This window comes from Streptomyces olivochromogenes (assembly GCF_001514115.1).
GTDB lineage: Bacteria > Actinomycetota > Actinomycetes > Streptomycetales > Streptomycetaceae > Streptomyces > Streptomyces olivochromogenes.
Window position 1 is genome coordinate 124,435 of record NZ_KQ948461.1, and the last position, 15,491, is coordinate 139,925.

Sequence of the window (15,491 nt, forward strand, 5' to 3'; positions counted from 1 at the left end):
GTCGGCCGGGCACGGTCGTCTGCGAGAGCAGCTACCAGGTGCCCTCGCCCGGCACCAGCCGGCCTGCCTTGCGGTACTCGCGGCGCGCGCCCTCCAGGAGGTCGGCCGTGTCGACCGGCGCACCGCGGCCGGCGGCGCCGTAGGCGGCCGTGACCACGGCGCTGCGGATCGAACCACCGGCCAGCTCGAAGTCACGGGCGACGGCCCGCGGATCGGTGTCGTCCGCGCACGGCACATGGGTCAGGGCGTGCCGCCACAGGGCCAGCCGCTGGTCGGCGTCCGGGAACGGGAAGTCGATCACGAGGTCGAGACGGCGGGTGAACGCCTCGTCGATGTTGGCGCGCAGATTGGTCGTGAGCAGCGCGATGCCGTCGAAGGACTCCAGCCGCTGGAGCAGATAGGAGCTCTCCATGTTGGCGTACCTGTCGTGCGAGTCCTTGACCTCGGACCGCTTGCCGAACACGGAGTCCGCCTCGTCGAAGAGGAGCACGGCGTCGGTGCGGTCCGCCTCCGTGAAGATGCGTTCCAGGTTCTTCTCCGTCTCGCCGACGTACTTGTCGACGATCGAGGAGAGCTGTACGACGTAGAGGTCGAGGCCGAGTTCGGCGGCCACGACCTCCGCGGACAGGGTCTTGCCGGTGCCGGAATCACCCGCGAAGAGGCCGAGGACGCCCCGGCCACGCCCGCCGCCCGCGCTCAGCCGCCAGTCGCCGAGCACCTGGTCGCGGTGGCGGGCGCGCAACGCCAGCTCGTGCAGTTGCACCAGCGGTTTGTCGGGCAGGACGAGATCCTCCCAGCCGACGTCCGGACGGATCCGGCGGGCGTGCCGCTCCAGCCCGGAGGCGGACTGCTGCCGGGCGGCCAGCCGCAGATGAGCGGGGGTCAGCGCGGTGCCTTCGAACACGGCGAGGCGCTGCGCGGCACGGGCGGCGCGCAGGATCCGGTCGCCGCCGAGCCGGTACGGCGCGACCACCGGGGCGAGGTCGAAGCCCGGGGCGGGTTCCGGTACGGGTGCGACCTGGGCGGAAGTCTCGGTGTCGACCCCGGTGCCGAGCGCCACCGCCCACGCGTCCACCGCTCCGGAGCGCAGCCGGGGCGCGTCCAGGACGAGCGGATCGCGATGGTCGCACCAGTGGGGATCGTAGGGACGCGGATCGGTGAACAGCACGGACACGTCGTCCACCGCCAGCGCCCGCATCACCGGGGCGGGATCCTCCGGCAGCGGCGACACGACGATCGCGCAGTCACGCAGCCGGGCCTCGCGCAGCAGGTCGGCGGTCGGCTCCTGCCCGGCGGCCTTGTCCGGAGCGAAGTGGAGCGCCTCCCGCGCCGAAGCGTCGCGCAGCGCGCCCGCGGCACAGGCGAGACCGTCTCCCGCCCGGTGTTCGCGCAGATAGACGGTGAGCGGGGCGGCCGCCAGCCGGTCGGCGAGCCTGCGCAGGAAGACCTCGTCGTACTGCTCGCCCCGCACCGGCGCCCGGAGCCGGTGGACATGGCCGGTCAGTGCGGCGTCCAGGGTCTCGTCACCCAGCAGATGCGCGATCAGCCGGTCGGGCACGCGCAACGACCGGCTCAGAAAGGGGCGTTCGGACTCCTCGACCACTGCCAGACCCAGCGCGGCCAGCGGAGCCGAGGGATGGAACCGGGCCCGGCCCTCGGCATGGTGCGCCGGAAGTCCGCACAGGTCGAGCGCGAGCCCGGTGGTGGCCCGGCGCCGGCTGACGTCGTCGTTGAGGTAGCCGTACAGCGGCTCGAAGGTGCGGTCGAGGTCCGGGGCCAGCGCGATGAGCAGGATCCGCACATCCAGCTCGGTCAGCCCGAGCCGCCCGGCCAGCAGATCCAGCCGGTCGCCCCGCTCGGAGACCCAGCTCTCGGGAGCGGGGTCCTGACCGGCCGGCTCCAGCAGATGGCGTACCGCGTCCTCGGACAGATACAGGCCGCGCAGCGGATCGGCCGCGGTGGGATCGGTCGCGCTGCGGTGTTCGACCAGCAGCGCGACATGCTCGCGGAGCCGGGACACGCGGATCAGGAGCGCGTCGGCGGATCCCTCGAAGGCGGTGGCGGGTGAAGTGCCGTCGGTGGACGACGAGGTGTCGGTGGCGGCCGACGCCGGGACGTGCGGGGTCACTTCGCTCGCTTCTCTCCGTTTCGATCCTCCGCGACCGGGTGGTCCCCGGCCGGGAGCTCCGTGCCCGGGGCCGTGTCGGCCGCGGTCGTGGACGTCAAGTGCCGTGCCCGGTGCCGCCGTTCGGGCGAGCCCTCCAGGGTTCCGTCCATCCCGCGTACGCGCACGCCGGCGCCCTCCGTGACCGGCGGCCCGGCGTCGTACTCCGGGAACGACGGGAACGGCGCGGTCACCACCAGATCCAGCGACGGCTTCAGCTCGCCGCCGAGCGCGGACCAGATCTCCGCGAGGGACCGGGACTCGGTGTGCAGATTCGCCACGGACAGCGGCACGGACAGCCCCAGTGCGGCCAGCGCGTCGGGCAGCGCGTGCGGGGGCAGGATCTCGTGGGGGAGCAGCGTCGCCAACACCGCGGACAGCAGCCGGTGTTCGTCCTGCGGCTGCTTGGTCCAGGCCGTCACGAGATACGACAGCCGGAACCAGCGGGGCGGCTGGCGGCGGCGCAGCACGATGCCGCGTTCGTCCCGCACGGCCATGGCGCCGCGCTCACGGCGCCGCACGTCCTCGCGGATGTCGTACAAGTAGGCGTTGATGGCGGGCGCGTTGCGGCGGGCGGCCCACTCGCGGGTCGGCGCGTCGAAGGCGACCTCGATACCGGAACCGGCCAGTGCACCGCTCCTGAGCAGCCCTTTGAGGACCTCGTCCACCTCGTGAATCACCGTCGTGCTCCCGCCGTGCCGTCACGTCCTGCCGGGTACCAGCCGTGGGCCGGCTGAGTACCCGCTCTGTACCCGTCTGCTGTGATCCGCTCGGTACCCCGTTCGACAGGCCCCGTGCGAACGATCGCCCGCCTCAGATGTAGCCTTCCCTGAGCGCATAGGCCACGGCGTGGGCGCGATTGCGCAGATGGAGCCGGGTGGTCAGTCCGTGCATCACGTTCTTGACGGTACGTTCGGAGTAGGAGAGCTTGCTCGCTATCTCCCCGGTGTCCAGCCCCTCGGCGACGAGTCTCAGCACATCGATTTCGCGCGGCACCAGGCCGGAGAGCGGAACTCCGGTCTGGCCGGAAGCGGTGCGCTGGAGCGATCCCACCTGAGTGATGAGGCGTCCCAGCAGATCCGCCGGCAGATCCCCGTCGCCCCGCGCGGCCGCGAGCACGGCCTGTACCAACCGGTGCGCACTGGCCTCGTGGCGCCAGACGATGGCCCCGACACCGCACTCGATGACGTCGAGCAGTTCGGCCTCGCGGATCGCGTTCACCACCAGCACGGCACGCGCCCCGTCGCTGCGTACGAGTCGGCGCAGCTGGGACAGCGTGGTCTCGTCCGGTCCCTCGTTGACCAGGACGGCCACGGTGCCGGGCCCGGCCTCCGCGCTGTCGAGGAGGTCGATCACCGGGTGCTGCGCCAACTGGCTGCGCACCCCGGCCCGTGAGATCGGGTCGGGTGCCTGGACCACCACCGGTATGCGGTTTCCGGAATCCACCGCACCGGTGTCGGCGGGCCGCTGTGACACGCCTGCGTCAGTGGTCCGTAATGAACTGCGCAACCGCTTCTCCCAAATCCACGTGCTGGTCGCCCCTGTGTCGCCAGTGGCCGAAGGGCTTGTCCCAGACTTCTGTGCTTGGCGTGCCTCGCGCAATCGTGGAGGACCACGAGACGTACCACGAGATGGATCATGAAACGTCCCCGACAGGAGACATCGATGGGCGAGACCGAAGCGCTGCGTGAACGACGGGAGGCACTCGAGCTGATGGCCGCCGAGGCGGACCGCGCCTGCGCCGGGTCAGGCCGTCTGGTGCTGCTCAAAGGGGCCACCGGCACGGGGCGCACTGCCCTCCTCGAGGCCGTCACCGAGCAGGCGGCGGCCCGTGGCATGCGGGTGCTGCGGACCCGCTGCTCACCCGACGGCGAGGCCGGGGCGTTCGCGGCGGTCCTCCAACTTCTGTCATCGGGCGGCGAATTCGATGCCGGAACCAAGCTGTTTCCGGACATTTTCGACGACAATCCGCACCACTGGTCCTACGCCGAACACCTGTGGAGACGGCTGCGCTCCCACGCCGCCGACGCCCCATTGCTGCTGGCCGTGGACGACGTCCACTGCGCCGACGAACCCTCGCGCCGCTGGCTCGTCGACGTCGCCCGGCGGATCGACACACTGCCCGTCCTCCTGGTGGCGACCGAGCGCAGCCAGTACGACATCGACCCGCCGTCCGCCGGTCTTGCGCACGCGCTCTCGCCCACCCTGGTGCGCACCCACACCCTCGCCCCGCTGAGCGCGAACGCGGCGGCCCAGCTGATCCGTTCGGACGTCGACGCCGCCACGCCCGCCTGGGTGGACGACTGCGTCCGGGCCGGCGCGGGCAGCCCCCTGCTGCTGCGCGCCCTGCTCGACGACCTCCGCGCACAGGAACCGGACGGCGCGCCCCCGAGGCCCGTGCCGGACACCAGTGCCGCCCTCTACCCGGGTGCCTATCCTGCCGCCGTCTCCTGGTGGCTGGACAGCGCCGGAGAGGCGACGGCGAGGGTGGCCCGCGCCCTCGCGGCGCTGGACACGGACGTGTGGGAGGAGGGCCACGCGGAGGAGTTCGCCGAGCTGCTCGCCGAGACGGCCGGCGCCGACCCCGCCCGGGTCCCCGGCTGGCTGACCGCCATGACCCGCCTCGGCCTGCTGCGGCCCGATCCCGACGGACGGCCGCGCTTCGCCCACCCGCTGCTGCGGGACGCGGTGCTCAGCGGCTGGCCCACCGTCCGGCGGCAGGCGGCCCACCGTACGGCGGCCGAAGTGATGCTGGGCCGTGGCGACCGCGCCGAAGCGGTGGCCGGACAACTGCTGCGGACCCAGGCCGTGGGCGCGGCCTGGGCCACCGTGGCGCTGCAGGACGCCGCGTCCGTGGCGGTGCGGGACGACAGGCCCGACGACGCCGTGTCGTATCTGCGTCGTGCGCTGGACGAGCCGCTGACGCCCGCCCGCCGGACCATGGTCCTCACCGAGCTCGGCTCCCTGGAGTTCGCCGCCGCCCGCTCCTCGGCGGGGATACCCCGGCTGACCGAGGCGACCCGGCTGCCGGGCATGCCGCAGGACCGGGTACGCGCGGCCGTGGCCCTGGGCACCGTACTGGCCCGGCGCGGCAAGGCGCGCGCCGCGATGGACGTCCTGCGCGACCTGGACGAGCAACTGACCGGCCATCCGGACCTGACACGGCTGTTGCAGACCGCCTCGGCGCTGCTGTCGGACCACGACCAGGGCATCCGCCAGGAGGCGTACCGCTGGCTGCACGGTGCCGCCGAGCGGTCCCCGGACCTGGTCGGAACGGCAGGTCAGGCCCTTCTGGTCCGCTACGACGCGACGGCCGGACTGATCTCCGCCGCCACGGCCATGAAACGGGTCCACGCCCTGCTGGACGAACCGAGCGACGCGCTCGCCGAACCCTTCCTCCTGGGTACGGCCGCCGCCGTCGCGCAATGGGCCGACGAACTGGCGGAGGCCGAGGGGCTGGTACGCCGGGGACTGGACCGGCAGAGCCCGTCCCTGTTGCACCCCATGCACCTGGCGCTGCTCAACGTACGGGCGGACATCGCCGCGACGCGCGGACAGTACGCCGATCTGCTCGCCGAACCGGCGGCCTGGCAGGTCACCGAAGCCACCCGGCACCGGCCCGCTCCGGCCAACGCGCACGCTCACGCCGTGATCGCCCTGGTCGAGACGGGCCGCACCGAGGAGGCGGCCAGCCTCGCGGACAGCTTCGCGCTGGGCGACGCGCACGACTCCTGGGAACTCAACCGATTCCTCTACGCGCGGGGCGTGTTGCGGTCCGCGCAGGGGGATCATGCCGGCGCGCTGGACGACTTCCTGGAATGCGGCCGCCGACAGACGGCACGGGACGTGGTGAGCCCCGTGGTCACGCCCTGGCGGACCGCGGCGGCCGAGTGCCGCAGCGCGCTGGGCCGTCCGCAGGAGGCCCTCACGCTGGCCCGCGAAGAACTGCGGCTCGCCCAGGTGTGGGACACCCCCCGGCTGGTGGGCCGGGCGCTGCGCGGGCTCGCCACCGCGACCGGGGGCCGCCGCGGTCTGGAACTCGCCGACCGTGCCGTACGCATCCTGCGGGACGCCTCCGCGCAGACCGAGCTGATCCCCGCCCTGATCGGACAGGGGCGTCAGCTCGTCGCGGCGGGGGACCGGAGCCGGGCCCGCGACGCGCTGCGCGAGGCGGCCGAGCACGCAGAACGGCTGGGCGCGGTACGGATGCGGGCGCTGGCCGAGGAGGCTCTCCCCGAAGGCCGCTCCCGCGGCTCGGCGACCGCGCTCACCGGATGGGAGGCGCTGACCGGCAGTGAACGCCGGATCGCCGCCCTCGCGGCCGATGGCCGGACGAACGCCGAGATAGCCGAACTCCTGCACCTGGCCCGACGCACCGTCGAGACCCATCTGACCAGTGCCTACCGCAAGCTGGGCATCCGCCGCAGGACGGAACTCACCGCGGTGATCGGCGAGCGGCCGGCGGATCCGGCGGAGCCGGTGGAGGAGCCGGGCGGCTGACACGCACCCGCATCAGGACGTGAGGCGGCCGTCGGGGTCGTGGAGCTTGGTGTGGTTGGCGGGGTCCTGGAGCATACGGCGGGCCACGGGCGCCGGGATCCGCACGACCACCGGAGTGGGGACGGTGAAGTCCCGTACGGCGACCGAGGGGGCGCCGGAGCGGCCCCGGCCGCTCACCCGGGCCACCACCCGCACGTCCAGGGTGAACTGCACCAGCGTCGCCTCGAACTTGGGCTTGTGCAGAGGCATCGAGCCGGACCCGTGGGCCGAGGTGTCGGTGGCGCCGCCGACCTGGTCGACGTTGCCGAGGAGCTGGTTCATCCGGAACTCGTCCGCGTTGAGCACACCGGCGCCGCCCAGTCCCCGTACCGACTTGTTGTGCTCCACCGCCTGCTGGTGGTCCGTGCCCGTGGGCCGGGGCGCGTGCAGGGCGCTCTGCGCCACCGTCTCGAAGGTCATCTTGTCCCCGACGCCCAGCACGCGGCCGGCGCGCAGCCGGGCGTGCAGTGAGGTCCGCAGATCCTGCCCCCGCGCCCCGGAGGCGTGCACGACGGGAAGGTCGACCCCCGCCGCGGTGAGCAGGGGCAGGGCGGAGATCAGCCACTCGGTGGACACCGCCTCGCGCTGCGCGTACGCCGCCGCGTCGCCCGTCCTGCGGTAGCGCTCCCCGCCGTGCGCGGCCCGTACCGCGTCGTCGATCACCCGGCGGATCTCGGGAGCGCCACGGAACCCGTTGACCTGTGCCTCCATCGGCAGGCTCACCCCGCGGCCGTGCCAGGGCCCCAGCCGGCTCGCTTCGGCGTCGTCCTGCCGCAGGAACGCCTGTCCCGCCTCCGCGCGCGGCACCGGCCGCAGCCGGGACAGCGCCTCGAGGTCCTTGACCAGAATGCGATGGACCAGGGACTGGCCGCCGAGGGTGGAGAGGCCCACCCGCCCACGGGACGAGTGCAGTTCGAGGGTCGCCTCGATCGGCACCCGCATGCGGACGGAACGCGCGGAGGCCTCGGCGACGGTCTTCATGCCGAGCTGACCGCGCCCCACGGTGGCCGACTTCGTGACATCGCTGACGCCGATGCCGAGCCCTCCGGAGCCGCCGACGCTCTTGAGCGGACCGCCGCCGCCCTCCGGCTTGCCCGCACCGGCCACGACCCCCTCGACGGTCCGCGTGTCGCTCGTCTCGCGGGTGTCCACCCGCTGCGTGGCGGCCGCGGTGATGTACTCCATGTCGCGGCCGTCCTTCGCCTCGCCCTCGGACGTGCCCTGCCGGGTGCGGCGTACGCGGAACACGGCCCAGTACGGCGTGTCGCGGCCGCGGAACAGTTCGACGGGCACCCCGCCGTCCATGGCCCCGGAGAGCAGCCCGGCCGACCCGTCCCGGTCCAGGACGCGCAGCAGCCGCTGCATGTTGTCGTGCGGATCGGCCAGTTGCCGCTTCGGCAGCAGTTCGTCGGCGAGAGACCGGTCACGCCGCCCGACGTCGGCGCGCAGCCGCTCCAGCAGGGGAACGAAGTCGGGCAGTTCCTCGATCATGCCGAAACCGAGCGGCAGCTCCTGGGCGAGGGCGGGCGCCGCCGGGGTGGTCGTGCTCGGCGACTCCCCGCTCCGGGACGCCTCGGTCTGCTCCTGGGTGGCCTTCCCCTTGCCCTTGGACTCTTTGCCCTTGGATTCCTGGCCCTTGGACTCCGTGCCCCGGCGTGCGGACTCCTCCTGCGAGGACGTCTGCCCGGCGGCCCCGGGAACGCGCAGGCCCGCCGCCGCCAACTGCTCCTGGGTGAGCCAGACGGCGGCCGCGGCGGGCAGTGTCCGCTCGCCCGTCGCGACGTACGGGCCGCCTCCCGTGACCTTGACCTCGCTGACCATCCGGACCACCAGGTCGCAGTGGACCAGGTAGAGAGGCCGGGTGCGCGGAGTGTGGGCGTTGCGCTCGACGGTGCCGCTCAGCGTCGTCGCCGTCGCCGCGCTCCGGCCCAGGCTCCGGCCGGCCGACACGCCCTCGCCCAGCCGCCAGCCGGCGCCGTTCTCCGATCCGAGGGCGCCGCCCTGCACGGTCGTGGAGGTACCGCTGCCCTCCTGCCCGGTCATCTGGTGGCCGCCGAGCAGGAACGTCTCGGTACCGGCCCCGGTGCCCTCCGCGACCACCTCCGGGTTGGTGAGCGCGAACCGGGTGCCGATCGCGCCGTTGAGCGCGTGGAGCCTGCGCGGGTACCGCAGGTTCTTCACCACCCACCCGGAGGACACCGCCTGGCGCAGCGCCGAGGTGATGGCCTGCGGACTGAAGCGTTCCTCGATCGCCAGCCGCGGCGCGAGGCCCTCGGTCCGCAGCGCGAGGTCCTCCCGCAGTTCCCGGTTGCGGCTCGCGGCCCGCGACAGGAGCTCGAAGGCGAGGTCCCGGACCGGTCCACCGCCTCCGACGGTCTCCACCAGCGTCCAGTCCCGGACCGCCCGGCCCGCGATCGAGCGCGGCGCCATGGTCGACAGATCGCCGATGCCCGACGCGTTGAACTGCCGCTGCGGGGGCGCCAGTCCGGCGGTGCGCCTGCCGGTCCTGGCCGTCAACCGGTCCTTCCCGGCGGTGTCCAGGGTGAACGCGGTGGGGGTGAGCAGCCGTACGTCCTGCTCGGCCAGGTCGAGCGCCTCGGTGTCCGCGGTCGAGGCGATGCGCACGGCGTCGGGTGCGTCCCGCCCCGGCATGCCGGGGGTGAGGGCACGTTTGGCGGTCCGCTCCCGTGTCGTCATGGTGACGTCCACGTCCAGGCGCAGGGCGCCGCCGAACGCGCTGGTGTTCTCACCGCCGTTGGTGAGCACGTCGGAGCGTGTCGCCGGGCCCGCCTGGTTGCGCCGGGTGCTCTGCCGGATCCGCTCGCCGCGCACCGTGGCGGACAGGGCGCCGGGGATCAGCCGGAACTGGCCGAGCGCCAGTCCGCCGATCGACCGTGAACTGGACCGCCCGCTCTGCGAGTTGCTGGTGACGCCGCTGTGGCTGCGCACCAGCCAGTCCTTCGTCTCCCCCTGGTAGCCCGTCTCGCGCAGGGCGCCGACGACCTTGATCTGGACGTCGTGCGCGTGCCATCGGCTCTTGCGCCGCATCCGGACCCGGATCCCGGCGGAGAGCAGCTGGTCCTTGTTGACCCGCAGGTTGGTCTCGGAGAGTACGGTGATCAGCTCGCGGTAGTTGCGCCGCTGCACCTCGCTCTCCTCGCGGCTCACCTCGGTCCCCGCACCCGCGCCGAACGCGGGCAGATAGCCCGCGAGTCGCTGGTCGGTGGCGAAGAGCCGCTCGATGCCGGAGAGCAGGGGAGCGGTGTCCAGCTGGCTGATCGCCACGCTCGACCCCATGGCTCCGAACGGCAGATGGCGCTCGTTGCCCGGACCGGCCGACGACCCGGCCCCGTCCCGTGACTCCTCCCCTTGCCGCCGGTCGAGCTTCTTCCCGTCGGCGTCCGTTCCCGGCTCCCTGATCATGGAGCCCGCCGTGACGCCTTCGGGCAGTTCGAGGCCCAGCGACCGGGCCTCGTCGGCGCGCAGACTGACCCACACATCCATCGAGTGCCGGGCCGTGCGGGCCCCGGAGCGCACCTTCATGGCGGGGGAGAGCGGTCCGGTGCCCTCGACGCTGAACCGCACCTTGCCGAGGTAGAGCACCTTGTCGCCCCTGACCTCGGCGCCCTGACGGCTCGACACCGTCTGCTCGGCCACGGTGAACCGCGCTTTGCGCGCGCCGGCCGTGGGCATGACCGTCGCGCGCACCGCGGCGGCGTTGCCCAGCACGCCGAACCCCGCCGCCGGGCCCGCGCCGAAGGTCCCCCCTCGGCCCTTGGCCGCCATGTGGGACACCGAGTGCTGTGCCTGCTGGTGTGTCCGCAGTTGGGTCTTGCCGGTCGTCCAGGCGGGCGACAGGGCGGTGAGGTCGGCGCGCATCCGGTAGGTGCCCGTGGCACTGCCGTCCTTGGAGACGAGATCCTCCCCGATCACCCAGCCGCTCAGCAGCCGGGGCAGGTCCTCCAGGACGGTCGTGGCGGAGGTGGCGTCGTGGAGCCGGGCCCGCCCGGGCGCACCGCGGGAGGTCAGGGAGGGGTGCAGCACGGAGCGGACCGTGTCGAACAGACCGCCGCCGCCCGGATGGGGGGCCGCGGCGTCGTCCAGAGCGACCGGGGCCAGCGAGTCCGCGAGCCGTACGCTCCGCGCGGTCCCTGTGCTGAGGGGGCGCGGCCGCGCGGGCGCCTCGGCGGTGACCGGCACCAGGTGTTCGGTGGGCACCCGCATCATGAGGGACCCGGCGCCGCTGAACGTCCGCGCCCGGCCGCCCCGCCCCTCGTCCTGGGGCTGGACCCGTACGCCGTAGCGCACCTGGCGCCGCATCTCGACGGAGCCCTTGTCGCTGCGCAGCACCCGCGGTTCGGACATGGTCTTCTGCACACGGGAGTCGGTGGAGGACTGGAACGGCTGCGCGTTGGCCATGACCGCCCCGCCGAGCCAGACGCCCGGGACGACCGGCGCCAGCCCGAACGCCATGAAGTTGACACCCTTGCTGGACGAACCGCCCGAGGAGTGGCTCACCACGCCCGAGGTGTTGTGCTGGGTGTCCACCTTGATGTTGGCGCCCTCGGCCATCCGCGCGTCCTGGGCGGCCTGCCGGGGGGCGACCTCAGTGCCGGTACCGGTGCCGCCGTCGTGATCGTCGGCTCGCGCCTTCCCCTTCCCCTTGCCCATGGCGGCCTCCGACTCGGCCAGCAACGCGGCCATGGCCTTCGCCTGTTGCTCGGCCGCGGCCTGAGCCTTCGCGGCCTCGGGGGAGACGAAGGTCTCGGGCAGGTCGGTGCCGTCCCGGGAGATGGTGACGGTGACGTCGTACCACCCCTTGCCCTCCGGGCCCTCGACGGCGAAGGAGCGGCCCTGGCCGTAGAACGTCTCCGGCCGCCCGGCCAGCTCCTCGCGTATCTCGGCCACCGTCCCGTCGGACCGTCCGACGACCGTCCCGAGGGCGGTGGACACGAACTCGTGCCCGGTGAGCCCGTATGCCGTGGAGAGCCCCGCCGCCCGTAACTCCCGCAGGTACGGCGGCAGTCCGAGCGGCGGATGGGAGGCGCCGGACCCGCCGGCGATCGGCCCGGGGACCGGCCGACGCGTGCCCGTCCGACGGGGGCGTGTCGTGGTGGCGGCGCGCGGCCGGACGGTCTTCGCGCCTTCCTCGGACTCCTCCGCCGCCTCTTCGAGCGCGGGAAGCACCGCGGGCAGCCGGGTGGCGGCACTGCTCTCGGGCAGCTCCTCGAGGGTGGGCAGTACGGCAGGGGCGGGCCTCGGCGCACGCGTGGTGCCCGCCGCGACCTCGGCGGCCGGGAGCCGTCCGCGCAGTGCGCGCGTGGTGGCCGCGTTGCCCGCGCCCCGCTGCAGGGCCAGCAGTGCCTGCGGAGTCATCCCCGGTCCGGTCGTCGGGGACGCCGGGTGCGGCGCCGTGACCTCCGCGCCGTTCCTGGCGGTCGAGGCCGTGTCCCGGCCGACGGTTCCCCGGCCGTGGTCCCCGGCCCTGCCGTTCCCGCCCGATGCCTGCCGCTGCCTACGCACAGTGAGCCATTCCCGTCAGGAGGACCGCCGTCCCGCCCCCATCGGATCCGTCCGCTGGGGAGCGTAACCACTGCGCAGGGCCCACAGGGAGCAAGATCATGGACTCGGACATATGGACGCCCGCCGACCACCGAAGGGACAACGGCAGTACACCCGCGCTCCATGTTCCGCGGCCGTGCGCTCACTTCGAACACCGTTGAATGGCATTGCCGCCGTGCTCCCGCGGCGCCCACTGTGGCGGTGGTCGAAAGCGAAACACCACACTCAGGGGGAATTTCTCATGCGCCGTATTCCGGCCGTCATCACCACGTGCGCCGCGACACTCGCCTTCCTCGTCCCGGCGGGCCTGGCCGCCGCCGCGCCCGCCGCGCCTGACTCGCCTGACTCGCCCGCCTCGGCCGTCTCGCCCGCCGAGCAGTCGTACACCGTCGTGCCCTACGAGAACGTCAAGGTCCGCAAGCTGCCGACGCAGGACAGCGCCTACCTGGCCACCCTGACCGCCGGTCGGTCCTACACCGCGTACTGCTGGACCCACGGGCAGACCATCACGGACCACGGCTACACGAACGACGTCTGGATCGGATTCGCCGACGGATTCAGCAGCGCTGTCTATTTCAAGGGCGACCAGTACGCGAATCTGCCGGCCTCCGCCCAGTGCTGAAGGCAGCGGAACTCACCGGAATCCACCGCGATCGCCCCTACGCGCCAGGGAGTTCATCCATGAGTGTCCGACGCAAGGCCGCCGCCGTCCTCGCCGGAGCCGTGCTCGCGTGCGGCCCGCTGAGCGCGGGAACCGCCTCGGCCGCGGCGCCGACCGGCCTCACGCGGCAGGCCGCCTTCGAGACGTACACCGTCGTGCCCGTCGTCGACGCGCCCATCCGTTCCGGCCCGGGCAACGGCCACCCCGCGATCGGCAGGCTGCGCGCCGGGTACAGCTACTCCGCCTTCTGCTGGCTCTCCGGCGAGACGGTCGTCGACCACGGCTCCACCAGCCACATCTGGATCTATCTCTCCGGCGGCCCCGGCATCGGCGACGGCTGGGTCAGCGCCCTGTACCTCCGCGGTGACGAGCGGGCCGATCTTCCGGCTTCGGCGCAGTGCTGACCCGCGCGGCAGCCGGTCCCATGCCCGTCGGACGGACCAGTCAGATGACGGAAGCTTCCTCGAGCCACCGCTTCGCACAATGGACGAGGTCCCCTCCGACCGCCTCACGAAGCGAAGGTTCAGCATGCACGTGGATGCCCATGACGATGAGATCTGGGCCGTACTCGAAGGTGAGATCACCTTCTTCGTCGGAGAGCAGCGCTACGACCTGGGTCCGGGCGACGTCGCTTTCGGTCCGCGCGGCGTCCCGCGCCGCCATGTCGTGCGCAGCCCGGAATCCCGTCTGCTCGTGACCTCGGTGCCCACCGGGGTCGCGGAGTGGTTCACCCGCAACGGCACCCCGGTGGCCTTCGCCGGTGAACTGCCCCCGTCCCTCGACCTCGACGCCGCCGTCGGCCTGGTGGGCGCCTACGACCTTCATGTCGTCGGCCCGCCGGCCACGGGCGAGTGAGGCGGGCGCGCCGGGCCGAGGCAGGACGATCAGGCCGCCGCGGGGGAGTCGAAGGTCAGCCCTGATGGGCCCGCAGCGCGGCGAGGGCCCGGTCCGCGTGGGCGCTCATCCGCAGCTCGCTGCGCACCACCTCCAGGACGGTGCGGTCCTGGGCGATGACGAAGGTGACCCGCTTCGTGGGTGCCAGGGAGAAGCCGCGCTTCACTCCGAACCGCTCGCGAACCGTGCCGTCGACATCGGACAGCAGCGGGTATCCGAGCGTGTGACGCCCGGCGAACTCCTGCTGCTTGTCGACCGCGTCACCACTGATGCCGACCGGCCGCCCGCCGGCGGCGGTGAACTCGGCGGCCAGATCACGGAAGTGGCACGCCTCGGTGGTGCAGCCGGGGGAGAGGGCGGCGGGGTAGAAGAACAGCACGACCGGTCCCTCCCCGAGCAGCTCGGTCAGCTTGCGCTCCGTACCGGTCTCGTCGGGCAGGGCGAAGTCCTCGACCTTGTCGCCCACATCCACACCACGCGTCATGACTGACCTTTCCGACCCTTGGCAACGCTGCGAGCCCACAGTACAAGGGGCACCTGCAAGGGGAGTCGCGCCATCGCCGCGGCCTTCTGCGGAGCGGGACGCCGGCGCCAGTCCACGGCCATCTGGACGTTGGCGGGGAACACCCCGACGAAGAAGGCCGCGGTGGCCAGCGCGGCCACCCGGCGGGTACGAGGCACCGCCACCCCGGCGGCCAGCGCCAGTTCGGCGACACCGCTCGCGTACGTCCAGGTCCGGGCCGCCCCCGGCAGCGCCCGCGGAATGGTCGCGTCGAACTGCCGTGGCGACACGAAGTGACCGACACCCGCGGTGGCCAGCAGGCCGGCGAGCAACAGGGCTGAGCGTTCCGACCGTGGCACGGCTCCTCCTCCAGGGGACTGCCGCGAGATATTACCGGGGGGTAAGTGCGGAGCGGGCGACGGGGCCCACGAAGGGGTAGGGCTCCCCTCGTGACCCGGGCCGATGTCAGCGCGCGGCGCGAACGCCGTCCAGCGCGACCGTGAGGACCCGGTCGCGCTGGGTGTCGTCGAGGAAGTTCGTCGAGGTGATCCCGGCGACCATGCGCAGCAGGTCGTCGAAGTCCATGTCCGCGCGCGCCTCGCCGGCCTTCTGCGCCCGCTCGAACAGCGGGCCGCCCGCCTGGTACATCGAGTCCCGGCAGGTCAGGAAGATCTCCGACTCGTTGTCGAGCGCCTCACGGATGGCCCGCTTGGTCACGGTGTAGTCCACGAACCGCCGCAGCCACGAGGTCAGCGCCTCCCAGGGCTCCCGCTCGGCGACTTCCAGGGCCACCTGGCACAGGGCGTCCACCTCGTCCGCGTACACGCTCTCGAAGAGGTGGCGGCGGGTGGGGAAGTTCCGGTAGAGGGTGCCGATGCCCACGCCCGCGCGCCGGGCGATGTCCTCCAGGGAAGCCTCCGCGCCGTGCTCCGCGAAGGCCTCGCGCGCGGCGGCCAGCAGCGCGTCGTAGTTGCGTGCGGCGTCTTTGCGGTGCGGGCGCCGGGACGCCACGATCCCGCTGATGGGGAACGGCTGAGCCGTCACTTGGTGCCTCCTGGCCGAGAAGAAGTTGAAGCGGAGGTGTGCCTCCGTTACAGTGGAGGCATACCTCCACTTTAGCAGTCGGGGGTGCGTTCCCCAGGGTGGCGTGCGTCCGCACGCACCGTCGA

11 protein-coding genes are annotated in these 15,491 nt (G+C 72.9%); 4 read left to right on the top strand and 7 right to left on the bottom strand.

Annotated elements, in window-relative coordinates; all coding sequences use genetic code 11:
• Positions 1-31 precede the first annotated feature (31 nt).
• The 3 genes from AQJ27_RS28115 to AQJ27_RS28125 form a co-directional block, all read right to left on the bottom strand.
• A complete protein-coding gene (locus AQJ27_RS28115) occupies positions 32-2,128 on the bottom strand; it encodes an ATP-binding protein (protein ID WP_079065308.1) in 2,097 nt (698 codons plus the stop codon).
• Positions 2,125-2,844, bottom strand: coding sequence for a Pvc16 family protein (locus AQJ27_RS28120; RefSeq protein ID WP_067374704.1), 720 nt, complete (start codon positions 2,842-2,844; stop codon positions 2,125-2,127). Before AQJ27_RS28120 ends, AQJ27_RS28115 begins: the two co-directional genes overlap by 4 nt.
• Before the next feature lie 133 nt (positions 2,845-2,977).
• On the bottom strand, positions 2,978-3,640 hold the full coding sequence (locus tag AQJ27_RS28125; RefSeq protein WP_067374706.1) for a helix-turn-helix transcriptional regulator: 663 nt from the start codon (positions 3,638-3,640) through the stop codon (positions 2,978-2,980).
• Between the two features lie 189 nt (positions 3,641-3,829).
• Here AQJ27_RS28125 and AQJ27_RS28130 point away from each other — a divergent pair, with 189 nt between their 5' ends.
• The gene (locus tag AQJ27_RS28130) at positions 3,830-6,664 is read left to right on the top strand and encodes an AAA family ATPase (RefSeq protein ID WP_067374708.1); all 2,835 of its coding nucleotides are present in this window, start codon (positions 3,830-3,832) and stop codon (positions 6,662-6,664) included.
• A 12-nt stretch (positions 6,665-6,676) separates the two neighbouring features.
• Here the strand turns inward: AQJ27_RS28130 and AQJ27_RS28135 are convergent, their stop codons facing one another.
• A complete protein-coding gene (locus tag AQJ27_RS28135) occupies positions 6,677-12,079 on the bottom strand; it encodes a hypothetical protein (RefSeq protein WP_067374710.1) in 5,403 nt (1,800 codons plus the stop codon).
• A 427-nt stretch (positions 12,080-12,506) separates the two neighbouring features.
• Between AQJ27_RS28135 and AQJ27_RS28140 the strand changes: the two genes are divergently transcribed.
• From AQJ27_RS28140 to AQJ27_RS28150, 3 genes are all read left to right on the top strand, one after another.
• Entirely contained in the window at positions 12,507-12,887 is a 381-nt protein-coding gene (locus AQJ27_RS28140; protein ID WP_067374712.1) for a hypothetical protein, read from the top strand.
• Positions 12,888-12,946: 59 nt separating this feature from the next.
• On the top strand, positions 12,947-13,330 hold the full coding sequence (locus AQJ27_RS28145) for an SH3 domain-containing protein (protein ID WP_067374714.1): 384 nt from the start codon (positions 12,947-12,949) through the stop codon (positions 13,328-13,330).
• A 79-nt stretch (positions 13,331-13,409) separates the two neighbouring features.
• Positions 13,410-13,781 carry a cupin domain-containing protein gene (locus AQJ27_RS28150; RefSeq protein WP_067374715.1) on the top strand — a complete coding sequence of 124 codons (372 nt, stop codon included), beginning with the start codon at positions 13,410-13,412 and terminating at the stop codon, positions 13,779-13,781.
• A gap of 55 nt (positions 13,782-13,836) precedes the next feature.
• Here AQJ27_RS28150 and AQJ27_RS28155 read toward each other — a convergent pair whose 3' ends face one another.
• The 3 genes from AQJ27_RS28155 to AQJ27_RS28165 all read right to left on the bottom strand — a co-directional run bounded on the left by AQJ27_RS28155 (position 13,837) and on the right by AQJ27_RS28165 (position 15,366).
• Positions 13,837-14,304 carry a peroxiredoxin gene (locus tag AQJ27_RS28155; protein WP_067374717.1) on the bottom strand — a complete coding sequence of 156 codons (468 nt, stop codon included), beginning with the start codon at positions 14,302-14,304 and terminating at the stop codon, positions 13,837-13,839.
• Positions 14,301-14,681: a DoxX family protein gene (locus AQJ27_RS28160; RefSeq protein WP_067374719.1), complete on the bottom strand. Its 381-nt coding sequence runs from the start codon at positions 14,679-14,681 to the stop codon at positions 14,301-14,303. The genes AQJ27_RS28155 and AQJ27_RS28160 overlap by 4 nt, the downstream gene beginning before the upstream one ends.
• Positions 14,682-14,787: 106 nt before the next feature.
• Positions 14,788-15,366, bottom strand: a complete 579-nt coding sequence (locus AQJ27_RS28165; protein ID WP_067374721.1) for a TetR/AcrR family transcriptional regulator — start codon at positions 15,364-15,366, stop codon at positions 14,788-14,790.
• Positions 15,367-15,491 lie beyond the last annotated feature (125 nt).